This window comes from Nostoc sp. DedSLP04, assembly GCF_034530775.1.
GTDB lineage: Bacteria > Cyanobacteriota > Cyanobacteriia > Cyanobacteriales > Nostocaceae > Nostoc.
Window position 1 is genome coordinate 1 of the sequence record NZ_JAVRCL010000044.1, and the last position, 21389, is coordinate 21389.

Sequence of the window (21389 nt, forward strand, 5' to 3'; positions counted from 1 at the left end):
GACCTTTGTGAAGGTTGGCTGCTTGCAAAAGAGACTTAACGGGAAAAGTCAGAACGAAGTAATTGTTTAGAGAGAATTCGATAAACTCCAGGTTTCTCATCTAAAAAGCAACAAGCTTTAACAATTCTTACCGCAAAACTTCTTGTCCTGTCAGTAATGCTACTATTAGTTACCATATTTCTCTTTTAAATCTTAATATCTATGTTTCCCCCATCTAAAATAAAAATTACAGTATTAGTCTAAATAAATTACGAATTACGAATTACGAATTACGAATTATTATGGAATCCCCAATCGAAAGAATAAAACTGTCTCAAACAGCCAAAGACCAACTTACCAAACTTAAGCGCAGCACCAAAATCGATCAATGGAATATCCTATGCCGTTGGGCGTTTTGTCGTTCCCTCGCAGAAGCAACCACACCCTCCCCCGTCCCAATTCCCCAGGATAGTAATGTCGAAATGAGTTGGCGCGTCTTTGGCGGGGAAATGTCTGATATACTCCTCCTCGCCCTCAAGCAACGCTGTCATAATGACGGTTATTCTATTGACAAAGAAACCCTTGCTACCCAATTTCGGTTACATTTGCATCGCGGAATTGGCTACTTAGCAGGCGATCCAAATATCAAGAAAATTGAAGATTTAATTGAACTGGCTGTTAAACCTTGAAAGAATATTAGCTGCTAACTGTCTTAATTACGAATTACGAATTACGAATTACGAATTAGTATTATGCCTGAAGCGCTAGAAATTGAGCGTCATAGAGCTGCGATCGCTCGCACTGACATATCTCGCCCCGTGCGATTGGCAATAGAATGGGCAATCCTCAATCCAGACACCACTTTTTTTGATTACGGTTGCGGCTATGGTGGTGATGTCCAACGAGTTAAAAACTTAGGCTACACCAGCACAGGCTGGGATCCTTACTACTATCCCGATGTCCCACGCACTCCCGCCGATGTGGTCAACTTGGGCTATGTCCTCAACGTCATTGAAGACTCAGAGGAACGCCGTCAAAGCTTGATCCAAGCTTGGGAACTCACCGGGAAAGTTTTAATTGTCGCGGCTCAAATCCTGATTAATGCTCCCAGTAAAACCCAACTTGCTTACAATGATGGCATTGTGACGCGCCGCAATACTTTTCAGAAATATTACGAACAACAAGAACTCAAAACTTATATTGATGAAGTTTTAAATGTTGATGCAGTACCGATCGCACTAGGAGTCTATTTTGTTTTTCGAGATGAAGCGGAAAAAGAAAGTTACAAAGCTATCCGCTTTTTTTCTACCACTTCTACACCGCGAGTCCGCATCCCCACTAAGCGGTTTGAAGATTATCAAGAACAGCTGCAACCACTCATGGCTTTTTTTACCAAGCGCGGTAGACTACCTGTGAAAGGCGAATTGGAAAATGAGCAAGAATTACTGAGGGAATTTGGTAACTTTCGCCGCGCCTTTGGTGTAGTTTTGCAAGCTACTGATGAGGCTGAATGGGATGCGATCGCTTATCGTCGTTCTCTGGATATCCAAGTTTATCTCGCCCTGACTCACTTTGATAAACGTCCCGCATGGCAAAAGCTAGCTCCAGAAATGCGTCACGATATCAAAGCCTTTTTTAGTAGCTACGAGGAAGCGTGCCTTGTAGCCGACCAAAAGCTTTTCAGCTTGGGTAAATCTGGAGTAATTCAAACTGCTTGCGAAAAAAGCAAAATTGGTAAACATACGCGCGGTGCGCTTTACGTCCATGTTTCAGCATTAGCAGCACTCGATCCCTTGCTACGAATTTGTGAAGGCTGCGCTAGCCGCACCATTGGGCGTGTAGATGGGGCTACATTAATAAAATATCACACTGATAAGCCGCAAATATCCTACCTGTTTTACCCCGACTTCGATACTAATCCCCACCCGGCGTTAAAAGCCAGCATCGGTATTGACTTAAAAACCCTATTCATCACTCACCGAGACTACGAAACTAGGGCAAATCCGCCGATTTTGCACCGAAAGGAAACATTTGTTACTAGCGACTACCCACGCTACGAAGAATTTGCTAAACTCACCCAACAAGAAGAGAAATTAGGATTGCTCAAGGGTAAAAGCGATATCGGCACTCGTGAAGGTTGGGAAAAATGCCTCACTGCACACAGAGTCGAAATCAGAGGGCATCAGGTTTATTCAATTTAAGAAAGTTAAGAAAACGCTGACCTATAAGGTTATCCTGAATTTGTATTTAACCTAAGTAAATCTTGGTAGTTTGTCATATTTGCGATAAATTACACAGCAGCTGTAGCAAATTTCAATCCCCGATCGGGATTATATAAGGAACTGCTGCCGCTCGGATAATTCAAACCTTTATAGGTAATAGTTACATGATATGCTTTTACATTTCCTCGTTGGATTTTATTGATATTTCCTCAAAAGAGGCAAAAAGTTGAGAATATGAGGAAAATTAAATCGCTGCTGGGAGTTTTCGGTAGTCGCAAGATGGCGGCTTTATTATTTTTAGGTTTTTCATCGGGTTTACCATTATTGTTAATTGGTAATACCTTAAAAGCTTGGATGACCGTAGAAAAGGTAGACTTAGCCGCTATTGGTTGGTTTAGCCTTGCTAGTTTGCCTTATTCCTTGAAGTTTCTGTGGTCGCCGTTCCTGGACAGATTCAGCTTACCAATTTTGGGACGAAGACGGGGTTGGTTAATTTTGACGCAGATTGCTTTGATTATAGCGATCGCATTCATGGCTTTCCAACAACCCAAACAAGCATTACAGCTACTAGCCATCAACGCCATAGTCATCGCTTTTATCAGTGCAACTCAAGATATCGCTGCTGATGCCTACCGTACCGACGTTTTAGAAAAACTAGAAATGGGGGCTGGTGCAGCAGTTTTTATCTTAGGTTATCGAATTGCCCTGTTAATCGCAGGTGCTTTAGCTTTGATACTTGCTGACAAACTGCCTTGGTCATCGGTTTACTTGTTTATGGCAGGAACGATGGTAATTGGTATTCTTGCCACCTTGTTCGCACCAGAACCCCAGGAAATTAGCCCTCCAAGTTCTCTTGCTGATGCTGTCATCTTGCCGTTTCAGGAATTTTTTCAGCGTCAAGGGATTATCAAAGCTATTTTAATGCTTGCATTCATCACTCTATACAAGCTAGGCGATGCTTTGTTGAGCAATATGACCACGCCTTTTTTGCTGCAAACTGGTTTTACCAAAACCGACATTGGGGCAATTCAAGTGGGGATGGGGTTAATTGCGACGATTGTTGGCGCTTTAGCAGGTGGTTCAATTTTGAGTGCTATTGGCATCAATAGATCGCTTTGGGTTTTTGGTATTCTACAAGCAGTAAGTAATTTAGCTTACTTTTTTCTAGCATATATCGGTCAAAACTACCAAGCTATGGTACTTGCCATCAACGTAGAACAATTTTGTGGTGGATTGGGGACAGCAGCCTTTGTTGCCTTTTTGATGAGTCTTTGTAACCAGCGATTTTCCGCTACCCAATATGCTTTGTTATCCAGCTTAATGGCTGTCAGTCGTGATATTCTGGCGGCCCCTGGAGGCGCGATCGCCCAAAGCACGGGTTGGCCTATATTTTTCTTAATTACCATCGCCGCCGCTATACCAGGACTATTCCTATTGCCAGTATTTGCCCCCTGGAACCCTCAGCCAGTGGCAGTATCCAGACCAGGACTTGAGGACGAAGAAGAGGATATATGGGGAATCAAGTAGTTATTGCTGTCGGCACATTCATCCTCTTACTGACTGGTTTATTACTTGGCTATGTTCTCTCGCAGTTAGTTCTAGGATTTTTAGCATTTAACCTCTTAACTTTTTTTGGAACACTCAGCCTAATTTTAATTTTTGGTACGCTTTATTACGTTTTATTTTGGCAATTGCGAAGAGAACAATCCCGCCCATCAACTCCATCAACCATCAATCAAGGGATACCAACCCAGGTAGAGGAGGGTTTATCTGATAGCTATCTCAAAAACAGGCTGATAGCTAAATTATCTGGTGACACTGCCGCAGCCGAACGGTTAATTGAACAGGCAAAGGAAACTTATCCTGGGATGCCGGAGAACTGGTATTGCGAAAGAGTACTTGATGACTTGGAAAGCGATCGCCAGAGGGAATAGGGAAGCAGGGGAGGCTTTGGGAGCAGAGGAGGGAGTAAAGGAGAATTAATAACCAATGCCCAATGCCCAATGCCCCATTCCCAATTCCCAATTCCTATGCACAGAAAATTGCTAAAATAAATCAAGAATACTTCACAAATCTTTAGCTAGGTTCTCATAAAAGTTCCTAGCTTCTTACAATTAAAATATGGCTATTTTTCGTCAATACATCGCCCCACTGCTTGTAGTACTGGTATTTGTTTTTGCTCTAGTGGCAGTCAGCGCCCGGATCTTTTTACCGTCCGATATGGCAGCACCTGCACCAATTGAAGAGGTACAGGTAACTTCTCAACCTACTCCAACTGATTTACCTTCAGCAACACATAACGCGATCTAGCTAAGTCAATAAATATCAGTAGTGTCTGAGCAACTATTACCTGGATATATTATTCGCCGTGGCTCCCTTTTAGAGCGTTCGCTGCTGCTCAAATTCATGCAGCGAACTTACCAGGATCTCTTTCCCAACGAGGATTTTTCCCACTTAGAGCAAACAGTTAAGCAATACTTTTCTAGCGATACGCCCTTGTGGTGGGTAGAAGAGGAGGGGGAGCAGGGGAGAAATCAATTCAAAATTCAAAATTCAAAATTCAAAATTGAAGATTCAATCCCAATGCCCAATGCCCCATTCCCAATGCCCCATGCCCATCCCCCCATAGCCTGCCTCTGGGTGGGCAATGCCATAGATCAAGTACATGGGAACCGTCATGCTCACATCTTTATTCTCTACGTTGTACCAGAACATCGGCGGCGGGGTATTGGTACAGCTTTAATGGAATATGTGGAAAATTGGGCTATTCAAAGAGGCGATCGCCAGATTGGACTGCAAGTATTTCAATCAAACAAACCCGCATTGAATCTTTATAATCAGTTAGGCTATCAAACCCAATCCCTATGGATGGTAAAATTCCTGAGTGCAGAAAAATAAACTCAAGGATAGCGATAATATACTGTTGCATCTGAGTTATGGAGGTTCTCGTTTGCATAAAACTCAACGAGGAAGAAAGGAAAATGTATAAGAACCCAACTAATATATATAAATATAAAGATAAAGCTTTAACTTATTAGCGCGGGGGATTATGTGTTAATCCCTTTTCGGGATTGAAATCAAATTATGTATGACGAAGACGATCTAAGCCTACTGGATATTGAGGAGGAGCTAGAAAGCCCCTTAGATAAAATAGAGCCGCTAACTGCCGAATCAGTTGTGGCCAAGCCCGATCCAGAAGTGATGCTAGCCTTGCTGGAAAATCCCCAGCCCCAGCAAAGAATGTTAGCAGCACGTGCTTTTTGTGATATAGAAGATGCCCGTGCTACCCCCCATCTGATTCGCCTGTTAACTGATACCTGTCCCTTGGTGCGGGTAAGTGCAGCTTATGGCATCGGACGCAATCCCAGTTTAGAAGCAGTGAGTCCGTTAATTGCTCAACTAAACAGTGATTGGAATGGCTATGTGCGTAAAGGTGTAGTTTGGGCTTTAGGAAACTGTCGCGATCGCCGTTCTTTAGCACCTTTAGCAAACGCTCTCAGAACCGACATTTCCGCAGTGCGTTTGTGGGCTGCTAGCGCCTTAGCACAAATGGCAGAAGTCGGTTATGAAGCAGTGATAGGCGCAATACCACCATTAATCGAAGCCTTAGTCCAAGATCCCGTGGCAGCAGTGCGAAGTAACAGTGCTTGGGCAATTGGTCAACTGTGCCGTGAATTGCCTTCTAATGTAGTTTATGCCACAGCGATCGATGCCCTAATTCAAGCCTTTGCCGAAGACGAAGATTTGGGAGTCCGAGAAGACGCCAAAGCCTCACTATTAGGAGTGGGCGATCCCCGTGGCTTACAGCTAATTGAAACGCTGGAACAAGAAGGGTGGTTTTGATTTGGGCATTGGGCATTGGGCATTGGGCATTGGGCATGGGGCATTGGGCATTGGGCATGGGGTATTAATCACTTGAATTCCAATCCTAACTCCTAACTCCTAACTCCCAACTTCTAACTCCTAACTCAGCCCTTACTGTCCTTCAGCTACAGGTTTGACCAAATTTAAGTCATAAGGGCGCTCAGTATCATCCTCACCCAAATATTCACCATTTTGAATTTCCAGAATAACTAGCGGAATATGCCCAGGATTATCTACTTTATGTAGTGTTGCAGCCGGGACATAAGTTGATTCGTTTCGATTCAGTAATATTTCCGTATCGCCACAAGTCACCTTCGCCACGCCGGAAACTACAACCCAATGTTCATTGCGGTGATAATGAATTTGTGGTTTAATTCCGTGCCTGGGCTTAATTTCCACACGACTAATTCTATAAGTTTCTCCCTCCTCGATTACCTCTACCTCACCCCAATATCGTGTACCTGAATGTGGAGACAATTCGTTGATATTTGACTGGGTATTATTTTCATTGGGAGTCATAATTAATTTCTCAACCAGATAAGTATTAGTATTTATCAGTAATTTACCGTAAACGAGATAAACCTGGGTAGGGAGATGCAGTAACAACGTCTCTATTGATGACAACTGCTCTAACTTTACTTGAGGCAACAGATTCTATCCGTGAATTTTTAAATGTTTGAAGGCGTGAATTGTTCACTCCCCCGTATACTGAATCCGATAAATCCGATTATTGGCTTCTTCTGTTAGTAGTAAACTGCCATCTGGCAACACCAGTAAACCTACAGGCCGTCCCCAAGTGGTTGGTACAGAAGGATTTAGCAAAAATCCTGTGAGAAAGTCTTCGTAGTAGCCAAGCGATCGCCCTTTAGCATCAAAGGGAACAAATACAATTTTATAACCAGTGCCGCGATCGCGATTCCAAGAACCACGAAAAGCAGCAAAAGCACCGTTCTGGTATTTTTTGGGATACGTTTTACCATCATAAAACTGCAAACCCAATGCTGCGGAGTGCGCCTGAAACAGCACATCTGGCGTTTGAGTTCGGGCTACTAAATCAGGACGTTTACTTTTGTTATCCGTCTTTTGCCGCGGATCGAGGTTGTTTGGTGTTAGATAAGCATAGGGCCAGCCGTAAAATGCCCCTTGTTTAACGCGTGTTAGATAGTCTGGCACCAAATCATCACCAATTCCATCCCGTTCGTTAACAGTGGTATAAAGTTCCTTAGTTACAGGATGAAAGTCTAAACCAACAGGGTTACGCAAGCCGGAAGCGAAAGTTTGCTGCTGGGAACCATCTAAATTCATCACCTGTATCGAAGCCCGTGGTAGGGGTTCTTCATCTACATTGGTTCCCGATCCAACTGAAATATATAATTTATTGCGATCGGGCGAGACAACGACATTGCGCGTCCAATGGTTGTTATAACCTTGAGCGGGCAAATCGGCAATTTTTTCCCCTTTACCTGTAATTTTGTTTTGCTCTTTCGTATAGGGAAAACGCACTACAGCATCTGTGTTTCCCAGAAAAAAGGAATTACCTGCAAAAGCCATTCCAAAGGGTCTATTGAGTCCGTTATCACTACTAGCAAAGGTTTCTCGAACGTCAGCGACACCATCGCCGTTGCTGTCACGCAATAGACGAATCCGATTTTGCCCGGTTTCAGTCACTAAAACATCACCCCTGGGGGTTAAAGCTAGCCAGCGTGGGGCATCTAAACCTTCAGCAAAGACATTTACTGTGAAGCCTCGTGGTACACGCAGCACCGGATTTTCAGGAATGGGCACAACTTCAGGCCGCTTGGAGGCGCTTTCTGTTGCGAAGGGTGCTGGTAAATTCTTTAGATTGATTCGGATGGGTGTAGGTGAAAGTACTTCAGTACGGACAATATTTTTCGGCTGTGTAGGATTCTGTGTCAGTTGGGCAGAAGGTACGGATTTTTGAGGTGTGGGATTATCTGAGTTAGCGCGAGTCTGGTTACAGGCTGCTGCCAAAATCATTAAAAAAACTGGCAGCAAAAAACGCGCAGGAACTTTCATGGTGGTAGACACTATACACAATGTTCCTACTCTAGACCTGAGGCTTAATAATTGTCGCCAGTCAAAAGTTTGATTTTTCTTAGTTGTCAACCTATTAATAATTCAAAAATAAAGCACTAGTAACTAGATTCTATTCCCGATGACCAATGCTCAATGTTTACACATACAAACATTTATTAGTGAACAAAAAATTTTCAAATTCTGCTGCTGGTAAGGGACGACTAAATAGAAAACCTTGCATAGAGTTACATTTGTATTGGCGTAAAAAACCTAGTTCTGGTTCTGTCTCTACACCTTCAGCCACTACATCTAAATTGAGATTGTGAGCCATCTGAATTAATGCCTTAGCGATGGCTGACTTTTGCGAATCATTAGCAACATTATGGATAAAATAACGATCTATTTTTAATGTATTTATTGGTAAGTTTTTCAGATAAATCAAAGAAGAGTAACCCGTACCAAAATCATCGATCGCAATTTTTATACCCAAGGATTGCAATTTGCTCATAGTAGCGATCGCACTATTGACATCTTGCATAATCATACTTTCAGTGAGTTCTAGTTCTAGGTCATGTGGTTCTATATTATTCACGGATATAAAATTAACTATATTATGAATGAAATCTGGTTGATTAAATTCAATTGCTGACAGATTTACAGCAACAATCAATGAATCAATTCCAGCATCACGCCAGCTTTTAATTTGTTCGCATACCCTTTTTAATACCCATTTCCCAATTGGAACAATTAAACCTGTAGACTCTGCTAACGGAATAAATTCTGTTGGATAAATCATTCCTAACTCTGGACTTTGCCAGCGTAATAAACTTTCAGCACCTACTATTTTTCCAGATGTAATATCGACTATTGGTTGATAATAAATTTCAAATTCTTGAAAATTATGTTGTTTTATAGCTCGGTGTAAGCTAATTTCTAACAACTGCATTTTTGGAGACAAGTTATTAATGACAGTCTGAGAAGATAAATACCTTTTTAAAGTAGCGTATTTTTCCAACCTGTTCATAATGGCACTTAATAACTCAGCTCGAGTGAATGGCTTAGTTATATAGTCATCTGCACCCATATCCATACCTTGACGGAAGTCAGATTTAGCAGATTTGGCAGTGAGAAAGATGAAGGGAATGGTTGCCGTAGATGGTTCTTGACGTAATGCTGTGAGCACACCATAACCGTCAATTTCTGGCATCATCATATCACAAAGAATTAAATCAGGAACTTCGGAGATAGCCAAATTTACCCCGATTCTCCCATTAGCCGCAGCAATAGTTTCAAAATCCTCAGCTTCTAGCAAATCTAAAATGTTTTCCCGGACTGCTTCTTCATCTTCTATTATTAATATTTTTGGCATAAATTACCTCATATTTATATCTTATTGTTTTCCGACAGTATCCAGTAATACTTATTACAAAAAAATGTTTTTTGTAATTTAAGTATTTTAACTTTGTAGATATCTCCACAATTTTTTAAAATTGTCATTTTTAATCTAGCATCTAGTATATTAACACCATTGCTAGCGCGATAAAATGATTTAAGAATATTTCCTATGTTTTCTTGGAAAATACAAATTTGCCAATCTTTAATTTCAAATAAGGTTTGTCTATATTGGCTAAGTAAATTCAACTTGAAATTGCTATCACCAGAGAAAGATTTAATATAAATTGAAAACAAGTTAATCAAGATGTGTGCCAAAAGTTTTTCATCGATGCAGCAGGTTACAAATTTATATTTACTGATGAAAACAATCAAGCGCCGATAGCCCAGATTCATCTGTATTTGTTCTGGCAATTGTCGGCTGTATTCAACCAAATTGAAGTATGTTGGTCTATACTCTAATTTTCCTACTTCTAACTGGCCAATAATCAACACATCATTCAACATTTCAGTCATGATTATGTGATATTTGGGCTTCTTTGTCTGCATGACCTTATTAGACTTACGGTAAAAGTCCAAATCTCCCTCATAAAGTTCAATGAAGTGAGTGTATTTGCTTGTCGTAGCTTTACGTACTATAGCGCGTACTAGTAACCATTGGGGCTTGAGTAATTGTCTCTCAACGAAAATCTGATGTTCTACCTCCAAGGAACCAATACTAGCATTACCTCTAGTTTTCTCTGTTTTTTGTGCCAGTGCTTGACAGATATAGATGCTTTCAGGAGTAATATTACCGACAATGTTACGTTGCTTATCTACAACTTGAAGTAGTTCCAACTGATGCTGGCACAACCGTGATAGCACTGAGACTATCTTTGAAAATTCTGACATGTTAAATGTCATAACTAAGGTATGCATAACTTCAAAAGTATTGGCTGTTTTCAAGCTAGTTTCAGAAGCTATAAACAGTACCATATCATGCTTGCTGAAGTACCCTACTACCTACGAAGATGAAAAAACAAGATACTTTTACCCTGTGCTATACCAGTGCGTAAGCGTAGTCAATTGTATAAATAGCATCTACTTTAATAGTGATGTTTTTAACACAACCATCAGGAGCAAACAGTCAATTCTTAACTCTAAGCTTTGTAGGCTGATGAGCTGAGGTAAAGTTTGCATAGATTTTCACGATAGCTATCATCAAATAATAGTTATCTAAAGCTGCTTATCTAAGTATTTTCCAATATTTTGACCTTAAACAACTAGTAATTTTTGGGATACAAACACTACAAAAAGTGTGTTAAGAATTACAAACTAGCTTATATCCAGCTAGTTGGGTATTGAGTATTGGGCAAAACAGTTTTGAGTGCTGTTAGCGGAAAGCTAAGGTTTAGCCCGTGCTGAGTTAGGAGTTTTCTTTTGTCCCCTTGTCCCCTTGTCCCCTTGTCCCCTTGTCTCCCCGCTTCTCTGCCTCTTCACAAAGGACGTAACTGCAACCGCCGTTCGCCATAACGTAATAGCCTTTCTATAGTTACGAGCCGATTTTCCCAAACTTTGACTTGATAGGAATTCGACTTAATTTCTTGGCTCATCAATACCCGAAATTGTGACTGGAACCGAGTTAGAGAGGCTCTCGCCACGAGTAACTTACTAGCAGAAGGAGAAGCGGCAAGCTGATTTAAAGCACTGCGTAAAACTTCTGCCTGGTTGTTAAAATCTGAAATTTTTTGAGATGGTCTTGGTCGTTGGTCATTTTGGAAAACAAATTTCCATTCCCGTTGTAGCGCGGTGTAACGGATGGCGGCAGTTTGAAAAGGCTGACTCAGAGGAATCGGTTCACTTGTTGTAGATTGAATTCTACCTTGGGTGTTACTAAAGAGTTTTTGGAGATCGTTGTTAAAATTCTCTGCGGCAAATAGTGCATAACCACTAACTGGCAAGTCCCTTACCAACTGGAGTTGATCGAATGCCCCGATGGTTGGCAAAGAAAGTAAGCGAATTCCCGGCACCAACAAGGTAGCTCCCAATTGTTTAGAGGCAATCCAGGGTTGGGCCAGTCGTTGAAATCGAGAAGTATCAAGAGCATAAGTCATGGGAACAATTAAATCTACATCCCCCCGTTTTGCCCAAGTTTCCCAATTTTGTTGAATTTTCTGAATCCGTTCTAGTTCTGGCAAAGGAAATACTGCAACCGACAAAATCAAATTCGGTTGCTTTTGTCGCAACTGCTGTGATACTTGGGCGACAAAGCTATCAACTTGCTCGGTGCGAAATTTTGTCCATTTTTGCCACAAATCTGCTTGGCTAGGAGAAATATTCACTGGATCTACACCAGTAAGTTTCTGAAATTGCGCTCTTGCAGCTTTCCCATAGCCATAAGTTCGACCTGCTGATGGATCTTGGAAAGGGTAGCGAATGTAGTCTAGCTGTAAACCATCCACCTTATATTTAGTGACAATTTCCTCATACAGCTTGAGCAAGTATTGCCGCACTTCGGGGTTAGCTGGATCGAAGAATGGCTTGGTCTGACCAACGGGAATCATGTTGCCTAGATTATCGTAATTTGCCCAGTCGGGATGAGCCGCCAGTACTGGCCCTGGATAATTAGGATTAAGATTGAGAATTTCATTATGACGTTGGTTGCCAGCAGCAAAAGTCCACACCCAAGCGTGTAATTCCATGTCTCGCTCATGAGCTAGTTTCACCGCTTCTTCCAGTGGGTTCCACCCACGAATTAATGGGTTTTGCTCTTTTGCGACTTGGCTTGGATAAATTGGATAGCCAGCGTTAACAGTTTCAAAAAAGACGGTATTAATCCCGGCTTGGGCGAGGCGATCAAAAATCTGTGCCAGTCCCGCCTTACTACCAGCGCGAACAATCGTTCCCCGATCTAACCAAACTGCGCGAATTTCTGGTTGAGCTAGTTTCCGATCGACAGGAAACTGCTGCCACAAAGTTGTTTTAGCAGTCAGCCACTGTTGACGAGCCAAAGCGTAGTTTTTTTGAGCAATCAATTGGGGTAAATTTTTAGCAATTAGCCTTGCTTGTGCTAACACTTGGTCTTTACTTATGGCTAACGCCCCCAGTTTGGTTGAGGCTAATTGTGTTGGCTGTTCTTTGACAGACTGGGGGGTGTTCAAATTCCTAGAAAACTGTTTTCCCTCACCCTCAGATATTGTTTCGCCAACATTAGCCGCATCAGCTAACACCGCTAAATGAGCGCTTTCCACCCGACCAATCAGATTTTCTAGTTCTTGCTGGAGAGCGATCGCTTGGTTGTTATCAATCGGCTCGTTGGAGTTGGGTGCAACATCCAAACGCACCGCTTGTTCTAATTGGTCAATAGCCTCCTGAGAACTTGGAGGTTTGACCATAGGCAAAGGTCTAGGTATAGGAGCAGTGGCAGTTTTAGGAGGAGTCAATGAGGGAGATAAGGGAGATGAACTACCCCTCTGCCCCTCTGCCCCCCTGCCCCTCTGCCCCCCTGCCTCTGTGCTCCCCGGCGCTGAGGGCGCAGCTGCAACAGTTGTAGAGCAGCTTTGGGAACCTCCTGGTATTTTTTTGGTGCGATTTGATGGCGCTAGTGCTGTTAAATAGTGATTGATAGTAGTTTTTAACCAGGCATTATCCAACTCGGCTGCGGAGGCTGTATCTGTTCCCCAGCGCCAGCCCAAAAAGGTGGAACGCTCAGTTGTCACGACTGCGGCCGGACTATCTTTGGAATTCCAAACAACAGGAGATTCAGTGCCCATATCATTAGGAATCACAACGCCGCCGCGCACTTTACCAAATAGTCCAGTTTGATTTGCCCATTCTGGAATCCTGGTTTTTGCAGCTTGAATCTGTTCTGTGTCACTAAGGCTGAATCCCCAATAACCTCCCAAGAGCGATCGCAATAATTGCCGTACTCCTGGCGATGATAAACTACCTACAGGCCCACTAGCAATCAAACGCCCTCCCTTACTCATCCAGTCTTCTAGAGCGATCGCTTGAGTTGGTGTTAATGTCTCGACGTTTGGCAAAAATAATACGCGGCGATCGCCCCAATCTGCCCCACTCTTGACATCATTTAGGGAAATTACACAATATTTCACTCCTGTTGTCTGTAAGCGATCGCTTATCCCTCTCCATTGATTTACATTTTCTTGCCCATACACTACGCTTAATACGGGTTCTTCAGTCGCTGCCGTTGCTGGCAAAATACTCAAAAAACTTAAAACTACAATTTCACAACTTAAAATAAATAATCTTTTAGCTTCTTTAATTTTTAAACTTATATCTTTTTGGTTTTCCTGATAATTCACCAGTGACTCCTCACTTCATTATTAATTAATTTAGTTATTAGTCAGAATTCATTAGTACAGAATATAGGACTTGAGCTTTATCCTAGTAAGTTTACTGAGATTCTCACTCGGCTTAAGTAAGCTAATCTTGAACTTAAAAAAAAAATAGAATTCCTATAAGCTTTTCGTAGAAGTACTTAGTGAATGACTTTCATCAATCTAGCCTATCAAAAGCAGTAAAAAATGCCAAGATGGATACTCAAATTGCCCAGGCGATTCTATAGAAATTGTTAGCTATTACATTGGGAATTTCATTCTATTGATGATTAGCTTTTTAGAAAATTTTGTGTTTACCAATTCCAATAGGCTTTTGAGCAATTGCAGAGATTTTTTATTTAAACCTAAAATAAAAAATGCCACTCTTATTCTGATTATCTATTTTTCAGGATTTTTGTGAGTTAAAAAAGTAATACTAGTGCATTTTAAAGCCCTCACCCTAAATCTCTCTCCCAAGCTTGGGAGAGGTACTTTGAAATTGGCTCGGCTCCCTTTTTGCCAAAATTGTGAGAACGGGTTGGCGGATGAAGACAGATTTTGTATTTGTGTAATAAGTCTAATTATTACTCTTGACGATCGCCAGAGTTAAACTAACAATAATTTTTCACGAATTTTTCCAGAAATTTTTAGATAAAATAAGATAATAATTTCAACAGTCGCAATTGCAATCACCAAAATTTATTAAATGTAAAGCTTATCAATTTTGTATTTAACATTAAAATCTTTGGATACAAAAAAATTGCTTTGAGTTGAAAAGCTTAAAATTATACTGATTCAAAAAACGTTTATAACAGATAACCACACCCCCAAAGCATTTTCTTGACAAGAATAGGGATCGGGGGTGAAATTTTGCTATGTACTTCATCCACCTGGAAACTACTATAAAACTAAAAGACTAACAAAAACAGCTTAAAGAATACAAGTATTGATTAAATCTTCAACTCCTCCTACTGGTAAAATTTTTGTCTCAAGTTTGCAGGCTAATTCTTCAATACTCATATCATCTAAAAATACCAATTCACCATGTTTGAGCATTACATTTGGTAGTAAAATTCCGTCTCCCAAATCTTGTCCTTGTAAGTTCAACAGCAAATCATGACCCGTTAGTAATCCCGTGACAGTGATACTCTGTCCCCAATAATCACTACATAAAGCACGCATATTTACTTTTAATCCTTCAACAGAATTTAACCGTTTCAAGATAGGTTCAAAGGCATTTTCTACTGCGTTGCCTACTACCCAAGTTAATTTTCTCTGAGGATAAACTTTTGGCGGTAGTAATTCTGTTGCCGCGGCTGCAAATTGCTTGATAAACAACTGAATTGAACCAACACCATTATCAATTTGGGGATACTCTTCATATTCAGATTCGCTCGGTAATTCTTCACCTGCAATCAAAAACCACTCATCAGCTAACCAAGCGACGTTAGAGGAAAACTTTTGACGAAATTGTTGCGAGAGTATTCGCACTTGAGAAATCACTTCTTTCGCTTTTTCTTTGGTTACGGGTGTAAGTTCGTCTTCTGGAGGCCGAAACCTTGTCAATCCGACTGGCACAACTGCCACCGATGCCACCGTAGGCACTTCACCAGTATGAAAGGATGCTAAGTCTTTTAAGGTTTGCTCTAGATGTTCGCCATCATTTATACCAGGACAAACAACTACTTGAGCATGAACTTGTAGCCGTCTTTTTTGAAACCACTTGAGTTGTTGCAAGATTTGTCCTGCACGAGGATTTTTCAAGAGTCTAATTCTAACTTCCGGCTCCGTGGCATGAACAGAAACATACAACGGAGATAAGCGCATTTGTTCAATCCGCTGCCATTCTCTTTCTGGTAAATTGGTCAGGGTAAGATAAGAGCCGTACAAAAAGCTTAAGCGGTAATCGTCGTCTTTAAAGTACAAGCTGGTGCGCTTACCTGGTGGTTGTTGGTCGATAAAGCAAAAAGGACAACGGTTATTACACTGAATTAAGCCATCAAATAGGGCAGTTTCAAATTCTAGTCCTAAGTCTTGGTCGTAATCTTTTTCGATTTCCAAGCTATGAGTTTTACCAGTAGCGTCTAAAACTTCTAATTCTAAAATTTCATCAGCACACAAAAACTGATAATCAATTAAATCGCGGGGACGTGTACCATTGATTGCAACGATCGCATCCCCAACTTCAAAACCAATCTCTGCGGCTATTGAGTCTGGAAGAACTTTGGTAATTCGAGCAGGATGAATGGTAGTCATGGGGAATGGGGCATTGGGCATTGGGCATTGGGCATTATAGCGTTTCTTAGTTGAGTTTAATACAGACTTAACCTCAGCCTCTTCCCTAGTCGCGTTGGTGAGTAAAATTTAAAGCCTCTCTCCTTTTAGGAGAGAGGAATGGAAGTGAGGTTAGATTGTATTACATACAACCGAGCGATCGCTCTAGTCATTTGCTTTGGACAAAGGACAAATGACTAATGACTAATGACTAATGACTAATGAATATTATCCTTTCCAACCTGCTGCGATCGCTAGTAAGATTGCACTACCGAACGCTAATCTATACCATACGAAGACCAAAGTGTTTTTGGTTGCTAAGTATTTGATCAAAAATGCAATTGATAGGTAGGAAAAAATAAAGGTTGAAATAATTCCTAAAATTAACAGTGCAACAATGTTATCTGGCAACTGGTGAGCTTGAAACAACTTGAATATTTTCAAGCTTTTGTACAGCGTCGCAATGGTAAGAGTTGGAAACCCTAACAAAAATGAGAATTTTGCTGCTGTAGCACGTTCTAATCCTAAAAATAAGGCAGTTGTCAACGTCGAACCAGAACGAGAAACGCCCGGAATCAAGGCAAGTGTTTGTCCCAATCCAACCAAAATACCATCCTGAATCTGCAATGACTCAAAACCGCGCTTACGAGTGCCAATTTTTTCTGCTAGAGCTAGTAAAAGTGCCATAATAATTGACATTATGCCAATAATTAATGCACTCTCAGGTAAAATATCTTTCAAAAGGAAGCCGAAAATTAAAGCCGGCAGTGTTCCGACGACAATACCGACAAGAATCTTCCATTCTTCGCGTTGCCAGTCTTTGGCTTTTAGTGCTTCGACTCCACCTTTGACAATACTATAAATCAGCGACCAAAAATACCCCACAATTGCGATAACGCTGCCGAATTGAATCGCATCAACAAAATCTTTAGAACCTAGTTCTTTCCAACCAAATACCTTGGTAAAAATTATAAGATGTGCAGTACTACTGATTGGCAAAAACTCTGTAATACCTTGAACAATACCTAAAATAAAAGCTTGAATAAACTCCATATACAATTAATACCTTTTTCGTGTGATAGAGATCGTGATGAACATTGTTTGGCTGAGTTTAGCTGATGATGTTGCTTTATATACTCTCTATTGCACCCAATCTTATAGAAAACTCAATTTGACCGATCGAAAACATCATCGAAGACGCTGACTATGTTCTTACACCCGCCTCAATAAGTCAACGCAATTTGAAAAATTCATCAAATTTTAATATTTAGCAGACTCATAGCAGCTGACTTTTCACCTCTGTGTAATCCCTTATTTATAAGGAACTACAAAGGAGTTCTGTATCAGTGGAACTTTAATGGATTCGTCTGGCGCAGAATGTTTTGTTTGGTTTGCACCAGCGCTTGTGAAAATTTTAGTATAATTACAATGCCCCAGGGGGGGATTTGAAAATGTGATATCTTAAGTAAAATAAAGTTTAGTAACAAATATTAAAAACTTTGATTAATAATACACTGTCTTCCTACAGCGTTTCTACCCCTTCTATTGATACTGAGTTGGATTTAGCTGATACTGCGCAAAACGGTATCAGACAATTGGAATCTACACTTTCCCTTTCTTCCTCTTTACCCTTATCTCCTTCTACCCGACAAACTTGGTTAGTGTTTGCAGCAGCGGTGTTTTTGGTAACAGTGCCAATATTTATAGAAGCGCCAATAGTGCGATCGCTACCAAGTCTGAGTTTAGCGATGACAGGATTTTGGGTGTGGCTCAGTTTTGCATTAATGTCACGTCCTGCAACTTACGTCTGGGGCGATTTGCTCTTGGGGTTTAGCTGGAGTTGGTTAGCAGGAGCGATTTACTGGGGTTGGTTACGTTGGGAACCTTTATGGCATCTGCCTGTGGAATTTATCGGTTTACCGTTTGCTTGCTGGTGTCTGGCAAAGAATTGGGGCAAGGTAGGTAACTGGTTTTATTTAGGTTCTTTACTCGGTACAGTTTTAACAGATGTATATTTTTATATAGTAGATTTGATGCCCTATTGGCGGCAAATTATGAGAGTAGATGCAGATGTAGTACCGCAAATCTTACAAAATGCTCTCATACAAGTACAAGCACCTTGGGGACAAACTTGGGCGATAATTCTCGCCGTAGTGCTATTAACAGTAGGAATTTCAGCTTTAGGTCGAAATCAAAGACACTGGTATGCTTTTGGCGGCGCAGTTTTAAGCACAATTTTGGTAGACAGCCTATTTTTGTTAGCTGCGATCGCAGCGTGAAGAAGGTAGGAGACACTATATAGGAATCCATTTTGATTCGGAGAAATTATTTGCGTAGGGAGGGAACAGGGAACAGGGAAGAAGGAATAAAAGTGTACTGAGTTTTTTTCAAAAATCAAATACGAGTCCTATTATATGTTGATGTTGCAATGAGCGTGTGGGCTTCTCTTACTGAAACTTTTCCCAGCCCAATCTACGGCATATCAAAAATGATGCTGTAGATGATTAATTAGTTAAGAAATATTACATAAAAATCGATCGGCATCAAGTCTTTTTTGGCAAGGTTTTCGATCTTAGAAATCGTGCAGTTTTGTGTCTGCTTGAAAGGTAGAATCAGCCACCCCGAAAAGATTTCGCCAAGCAGAGAATGCTGCTGGAATCGTCGATGTAACGCTATTGCAGCCATACAGGCACTCTTTCCACGATGAAAATTTTTGGCAAAAGTATAGTCAAACCCAGTAACGGTAAATATTGTGGATATTAATACGCTGTATATTAGTTTCTGATGACTGCTGTGTTGACTAAGCTATCAGCTTTTGTCCTTTGTCCTTTGTCCTTCGTCCTTTGTCAGTTGTCCTTTGTCCCTTGTCAGTTGTCCTTTACAAATGACCAATGACCAATGACCAATGACCAATGACCAATGACTAATGACTAATGACTAATAACTGTTGTTAGCTTAAAACTTTTATTGCTGTTTGATGGAAAGAGGTAGAAAAATCGTGAAAGGATTGGCGCGTTTATTAACAGTGTTTAGCTTGTTACTTAGTTGCTGGGGATGGTTGGGAACAACTCAGATAGCCCAAGCTGCTAGTTTCAACAGTTTTGCTTTTCCCCAAGTCCCAGTTCTGGCAATTGAGCGGCAGAATCGGGCAGACGCTAAACTAAGAACGGAATTTGGTAAAAAAATTGATTTGAATAATACCAACGTCCGAGCTTTTCAACAGTTTCCAGGGCTTTATCCTACCTTGGCTAAGAAAATCATCACCAATGCTCCCTACCAAAAGGTAGAGGATGTATTGGATCTTCCAGGATTGAGCGATCGCCAAAAACAAACCCTGCAAGCCAACCTCGATAAATTCACCGTGACAGACCTAGAGCCTGCCTTCAATGAAGGAGACGATCGCTTTAACAACGGTATCTACAGATAACTGAATTGCAGTTAATGTAGCAAATAGCAGCCCACTCCTGATTCTAGGGAGTGGGAGATGATATGAGTTAGGAGTTAGGAGTTATGAGTTAAAAATTCAAAACTCCTAACTCCTAACTTCTAACTCCTCACTTCCCCCTACACATTACCTTGTCTCAGATAGATATTCCCAGCCAATTTGATGTCTTAGTAGTCGGCGCTGGTGCCGCTGGACTATACACAGCGCTATGTCTGCCAGAATCCTTGCGAGTCGGTTTGATTACCAAAGAAACCGTTGCTTTATCCGCTAGTGATTGGGCACAAGGTGGCATTGCCGCAGCGATCGCGCCAGAAGATTCTCCCACGCTGCACATTGAAGATACGATCCAGGCGGGTGCAGGTTTATGCGATCACACCGCTGTTGAATTTCTCGCCGAACATGCCCCTAGCTGCATTCAATCCCTAGTTAACTTGGGGGTAGCTTTTGACCGTCATGGTCAAGCCTTAGCTTTAACTTTGGAAGCCGCCCATTCTCGCCGCCGTGTTCTCCACGCTGCTGACACTACAGGCAGAGAAGTTACTACTACCCTCACCGCTCAAGTATTACGTCGCCAAAATATTCAAGTCATTCAGCAAGCTTTGGCTTTGAGTTTGTGGATTGAACCCGAAACAGGTTGCTGTCAGGGAATTAGCCTGTTTTATCAAGGTAAAATCACCTGGATAAGAGCTGGTGCTGTGGTACTAGCAACCGGTGGCGGCGGTCAGGTATTTGCCCAAACCACTAACCCGGCAGTGAGTACCGGTGATGGGGTAGCGATCGCAGCTCGTGCTGGGGCTATCCTCCGCGATTTAGAATTTGTCCAATTTCACCCGACTGCTCTCACTAAACCTGGTGCCGATCGCTTCTTGATCAGCGAAGCTGTACGCGGTGAAGGGGCACATCTCATCGATAATGAAGGGCGGCGTTTTGCTTTTGACTATCACCCTGCGGGTGAACTTGCGCCTAGAGATGTTGTCAGTAGAGCAATTTTCAGCCATTTACAACGTACTGCCGTTGATTTGGCTACTGCTCATGTGTGGTTAGATATGCGCCCCATCCCCGCTGACAAAATTCGTCAGCGCTTTCCCAATATCATCAAAGTTTGTCAGCATTGGGGAGTTGATGTCTTCCACGAACCAATTCCTGTAGCGCCAGCTGCCCATTACTGGATGGGTGGAATTGTTGCGGATCTGATGAATCGCACAAATATCTCTGGTTTGTATGCAGTGGGTGAAACCGCTAGTACTGGTGTACATGGAGCAAATCGCCTTGCCAGTAATTCCCTGTTAGAATGTATTGTGTTTGGGGCCCAGATGGCTGATATTAAGTTAGATGGGCTATCCTCAGAAATACCAGTGCTGCCGTTACGGAAATTTAATGCCGATCCTAGTGAGTGGCACATCCAACAAGCACAGCTAGAAGCACTCAGGGAGAAGTTACCGCGTCTAGTGTGGGAAAGTGCTGGTATTTGTCGGGAGCAATCAAGGCTGGAAAGTGCGATCGCGACTATTGAATCTTGGCAGCAAGATTTTGCCGCCTTGCCTTTAACTCAATTCTTGCTTGCTTTACGTCCAGCAGAACCCGCTAGTTTTGACCTACCAGATGTTGAACGGCAATTGGGACTTTGGGCAGAAACCCGCAATTTAATAGATGTAGCTGATTTAATTCTCAAAAGTGCTGCTTTTAGAACCGAAAGCCGAGGCGGACACTTCCGTTTAGATTATCCTCAACCAGACTCAAATTGGCAAGTTCACACACTTATACAAACAAATCATTGGTGGAAATCTCCACTATTGTCTTGAATAAACTACCTTAAATAGCCTGATGGTTTTCGCAACCCTAAGTACAACATCTTGG

The 21389-nt window shown here is 41.6% G+C and carries 18 protein-coding genes and 1 pseudogene; 10 read left to right on the plus strand and 9 right to left on the minus strand.

The window, feature by feature from the left end:
• Positions 1-41 precede the first annotated feature (41 nt).
• Positions 42-176 (minus strand): annotated as a pseudogene (locus tag RMX89_RS22915) (four helix bundle protein); the annotation flags it as partial.
• 105 nt (positions 177-281) lie between these two features.
• Between RMX89_RS22915 and dndE the strand changes: the two are divergent.
• The 7 genes from dndE to RMX89_RS22950 all read left to right on the plus strand — a co-directional run bounded on the left by dndE (position 282) and on the right by RMX89_RS22950 (position 6044).
• A complete protein-coding gene (gene dndE, locus RMX89_RS22920) occupies positions 282-668 on the plus strand; it encodes a DNA sulfur modification protein DndE (protein WP_322669915.1) in 387 nt (128 codons plus the stop codon).
• A 63-nt stretch (positions 669-731) separates the two neighbouring features.
• Entirely contained in the window at positions 732-2180 is a 1449-nt protein-coding gene (locus RMX89_RS22925; protein ID WP_322690560.1) for a DNA phosphorothioation-associated putative methyltransferase, read from the plus strand.
• Positions 2181-2435: 255 nt separating this feature from the next.
• Positions 2436-3728 carry an AmpG family muropeptide MFS transporter gene (locus tag RMX89_RS22930; protein ID WP_322690561.1) on the plus strand — a complete coding sequence of 431 codons (1293 nt, stop codon included), beginning with the start codon at positions 2436-2438 and terminating at the stop codon, positions 3726-3728.
• Entirely contained in the window at positions 3713-4135 is a 423-nt protein-coding gene (locus RMX89_RS22935) for an ABC transporter permease (RefSeq protein ID WP_322665288.1), read from the plus strand. Before RMX89_RS22930 ends, RMX89_RS22935 begins: the two co-directional genes overlap by 16 nt.
• 187 nt (positions 4136-4322) lie before the next feature.
• On the plus strand, positions 4323-4511 hold the full coding sequence (locus tag RMX89_RS22940) for a hypothetical protein (protein ID WP_322690562.1): 189 nt from the start codon (positions 4323-4325) through the stop codon (positions 4509-4511).
• A gap of 21 nt (positions 4512-4532) precedes the next feature.
• A complete protein-coding gene (locus tag RMX89_RS22945; RefSeq protein ID WP_322690563.1) occupies positions 4533-5099 on the plus strand; it encodes a GNAT family N-acetyltransferase in 567 nt (188 codons plus the stop codon).
• Positions 5100-5285: 186 nt separating this feature from the next.
• Positions 5286-6044, plus strand: a complete 759-nt coding sequence (locus RMX89_RS22950) for a HEAT repeat domain-containing protein (RefSeq protein ID WP_322680417.1) — start codon at positions 5286-5288, stop codon at positions 6042-6044.
• A gap of 132 nt (positions 6045-6176) precedes the next feature.
• On the opposite strand, the gene RMX89_RS22955 is transcribed toward RMX89_RS22950, so the two are convergent.
• The 7 genes from RMX89_RS22955 to RMX89_RS22985 form a co-directional block, all read right to left on the minus strand.
• Positions 6177-6584 carry a phosphomannose isomerase type II C-terminal cupin domain gene (locus RMX89_RS22955; protein WP_322669909.1) on the minus strand — a complete coding sequence of 136 codons (408 nt, stop codon included), beginning with the start codon at positions 6582-6584 and terminating at the stop codon, positions 6177-6179.
• A gap of 174 nt (positions 6585-6758) precedes the next feature.
• Entirely contained in the window at positions 6759-8102 is a 1344-nt protein-coding gene (locus tag RMX89_RS22960) for a sorbosone dehydrogenase family protein (RefSeq protein ID WP_322690564.1), read from the minus strand.
• A 157-nt stretch (positions 8103-8259) separates the two neighbouring features.
• Entirely contained in the window at positions 8260-9471 is a 1212-nt protein-coding gene (locus RMX89_RS22965; RefSeq protein WP_322690565.1) for an EAL domain-containing response regulator, read from the minus strand.
• Positions 9472-9485: 14 nt separating this feature from the next.
• Positions 9486-10469: a hypothetical protein gene (locus tag RMX89_RS22970; protein ID WP_322690566.1), complete on the minus strand. Its 984-nt coding sequence runs from the start codon at positions 10467-10469 to the stop codon at positions 9486-9488.
• A gap of 500 nt (positions 10470-10969) precedes the next feature.
• Positions 10970-13801 carry a family 10 glycosylhydrolase gene (locus tag RMX89_RS22975; protein WP_322690597.1) on the minus strand — a complete coding sequence of 944 codons (2832 nt, stop codon included), beginning with the start codon at positions 13799-13801 and terminating at the stop codon, positions 10970-10972.
• Between the two features lie 942 nt (positions 13802-14743).
• A complete protein-coding gene (locus RMX89_RS22980; protein ID WP_322690598.1) occupies positions 14744-16069 on the minus strand; it encodes a TIGR03279 family radical SAM protein in 1326 nt (441 codons plus the stop codon).
• Positions 16070-16315: 246 nt separating this feature from the next.
• On the minus strand, positions 16316-17140 hold the full coding sequence (locus RMX89_RS22985; protein WP_322690567.1) for an undecaprenyl-diphosphate phosphatase: 825 nt from the start codon (positions 17138-17140) through the stop codon (positions 16316-16318).
• A gap of 446 nt (positions 17141-17586) precedes the next feature.
• Between RMX89_RS22985 and RMX89_RS22990 the strand changes: the two genes are divergently transcribed.
• Positions 17587-18366, plus strand: coding sequence for a DUF3120 domain-containing protein (locus tag RMX89_RS22990; RefSeq protein ID WP_322690568.1), 780 nt, complete (start codon positions 17587-17589; stop codon positions 18364-18366).
• Between the two features lie 229 nt (positions 18367-18595).
• Here RMX89_RS22990 and RMX89_RS22995 read toward each other — a convergent pair whose 3' ends face one another.
• Positions 18596-18772 carry a hypothetical protein gene (locus RMX89_RS22995; protein ID WP_322690569.1) on the minus strand — a complete coding sequence of 59 codons (177 nt, stop codon included), beginning with the start codon at positions 18770-18772 and terminating at the stop codon, positions 18596-18598.
• 313 nt (positions 18773-19085) lie between these two features.
• On the opposite strand from RMX89_RS22995, the gene psbU reads away from it, so the two are divergent.
• Positions 19086-19514 carry a photosystem II complex extrinsic protein PsbU gene (psbU, locus tag RMX89_RS23000; protein ID WP_322669903.1) on the plus strand — a complete coding sequence of 143 codons (429 nt, stop codon included), beginning with the start codon at positions 19086-19088 and terminating at the stop codon, positions 19512-19514.
• Between the two features lie 149 nt (positions 19515-19663).
• Positions 19664-21334 carry an L-aspartate oxidase gene (nadB, locus tag RMX89_RS23005; RefSeq protein ID WP_322690570.1) on the plus strand — a complete coding sequence of 557 codons (1671 nt, stop codon included), beginning with the start codon at positions 19664-19666 and terminating at the stop codon, positions 21332-21334.
• Positions 21335-21389 lie beyond the last annotated feature (55 nt).

Coding starts and splice junctions, on each gene's coding strand:
- RMX89_RS22985 (WP_322690567.1), bottom strand. CDS start 17,140: ATGGAGTTTATTCAAGCTTTTATTTTAGGTATTGTTCAAGGTATTACA.
- RMX89_RS22965 (WP_322690565.1), bottom strand. CDS start 9,471: ATGCCAAAAATATTAATAATAGAAGATGAAGAAGCAGTCCGGGAAAAC.
- RMX89_RS22935 (WP_322665288.1), top strand. CDS start 3,713: ATGGGGAATCAAGTAGTTATTGCTGTCGGCACATTCATCCTCTTACTG.
- RMX89_RS22925 (WP_322690560.1), top strand. CDS start 732: ATGCCTGAAGCGCTAGAAATTGAGCGTCATAGAGCTGCGATCGCTCGC.
- RMX89_RS22950 (WP_322680417.1), top strand. CDS start 5,286: ATGTATGACGAAGACGATCTAAGCCTACTGGATATTGAGGAGGAGCTA.
- RMX89_RS22955 (WP_322669909.1), bottom strand. CDS start 6,584: ATGACTCCCAATGAAAATAATACCCAGTCAAATATCAACGAATTGTCT.
- RMX89_RS22940 (WP_322690562.1), top strand. CDS start 4,323: ATGGCTATTTTTCGTCAATACATCGCCCCACTGCTTGTAGTACTGGTA.
- RMX89_RS22995 (WP_322690569.1), bottom strand. CDS start 18,772: ATGGCTGCAATAGCGTTACATCGACGATTCCAGCAGCATTCTCTGCTT.
- dndE (WP_322669915.1), top strand. CDS start 282: ATGGAATCCCCAATCGAAAGAATAAAACTGTCTCAAACAGCCAAAGAC.
- RMX89_RS22930 (WP_322690561.1), top strand. CDS start 2,436: ATGAGGAAAATTAAATCGCTGCTGGGAGTTTTCGGTAGTCGCAAGATG.
- RMX89_RS22970 (WP_322690566.1), bottom strand. CDS start 10,469: ATGGTACTGTTTATAGCTTCTGAAACTAGCTTGAAAACAGCCAATACT.
- RMX89_RS22960 (WP_322690564.1), bottom strand. CDS start 8,102: ATGAAAGTTCCTGCGCGTTTTTTGCTGCCAGTTTTTTTAATGATTTTG.
- RMX89_RS22980 (WP_322690598.1), bottom strand. CDS start 16,069: ATGACTACCATTCATCCTGCTCGAATTACCAAAGTTCTTCCAGACTCA.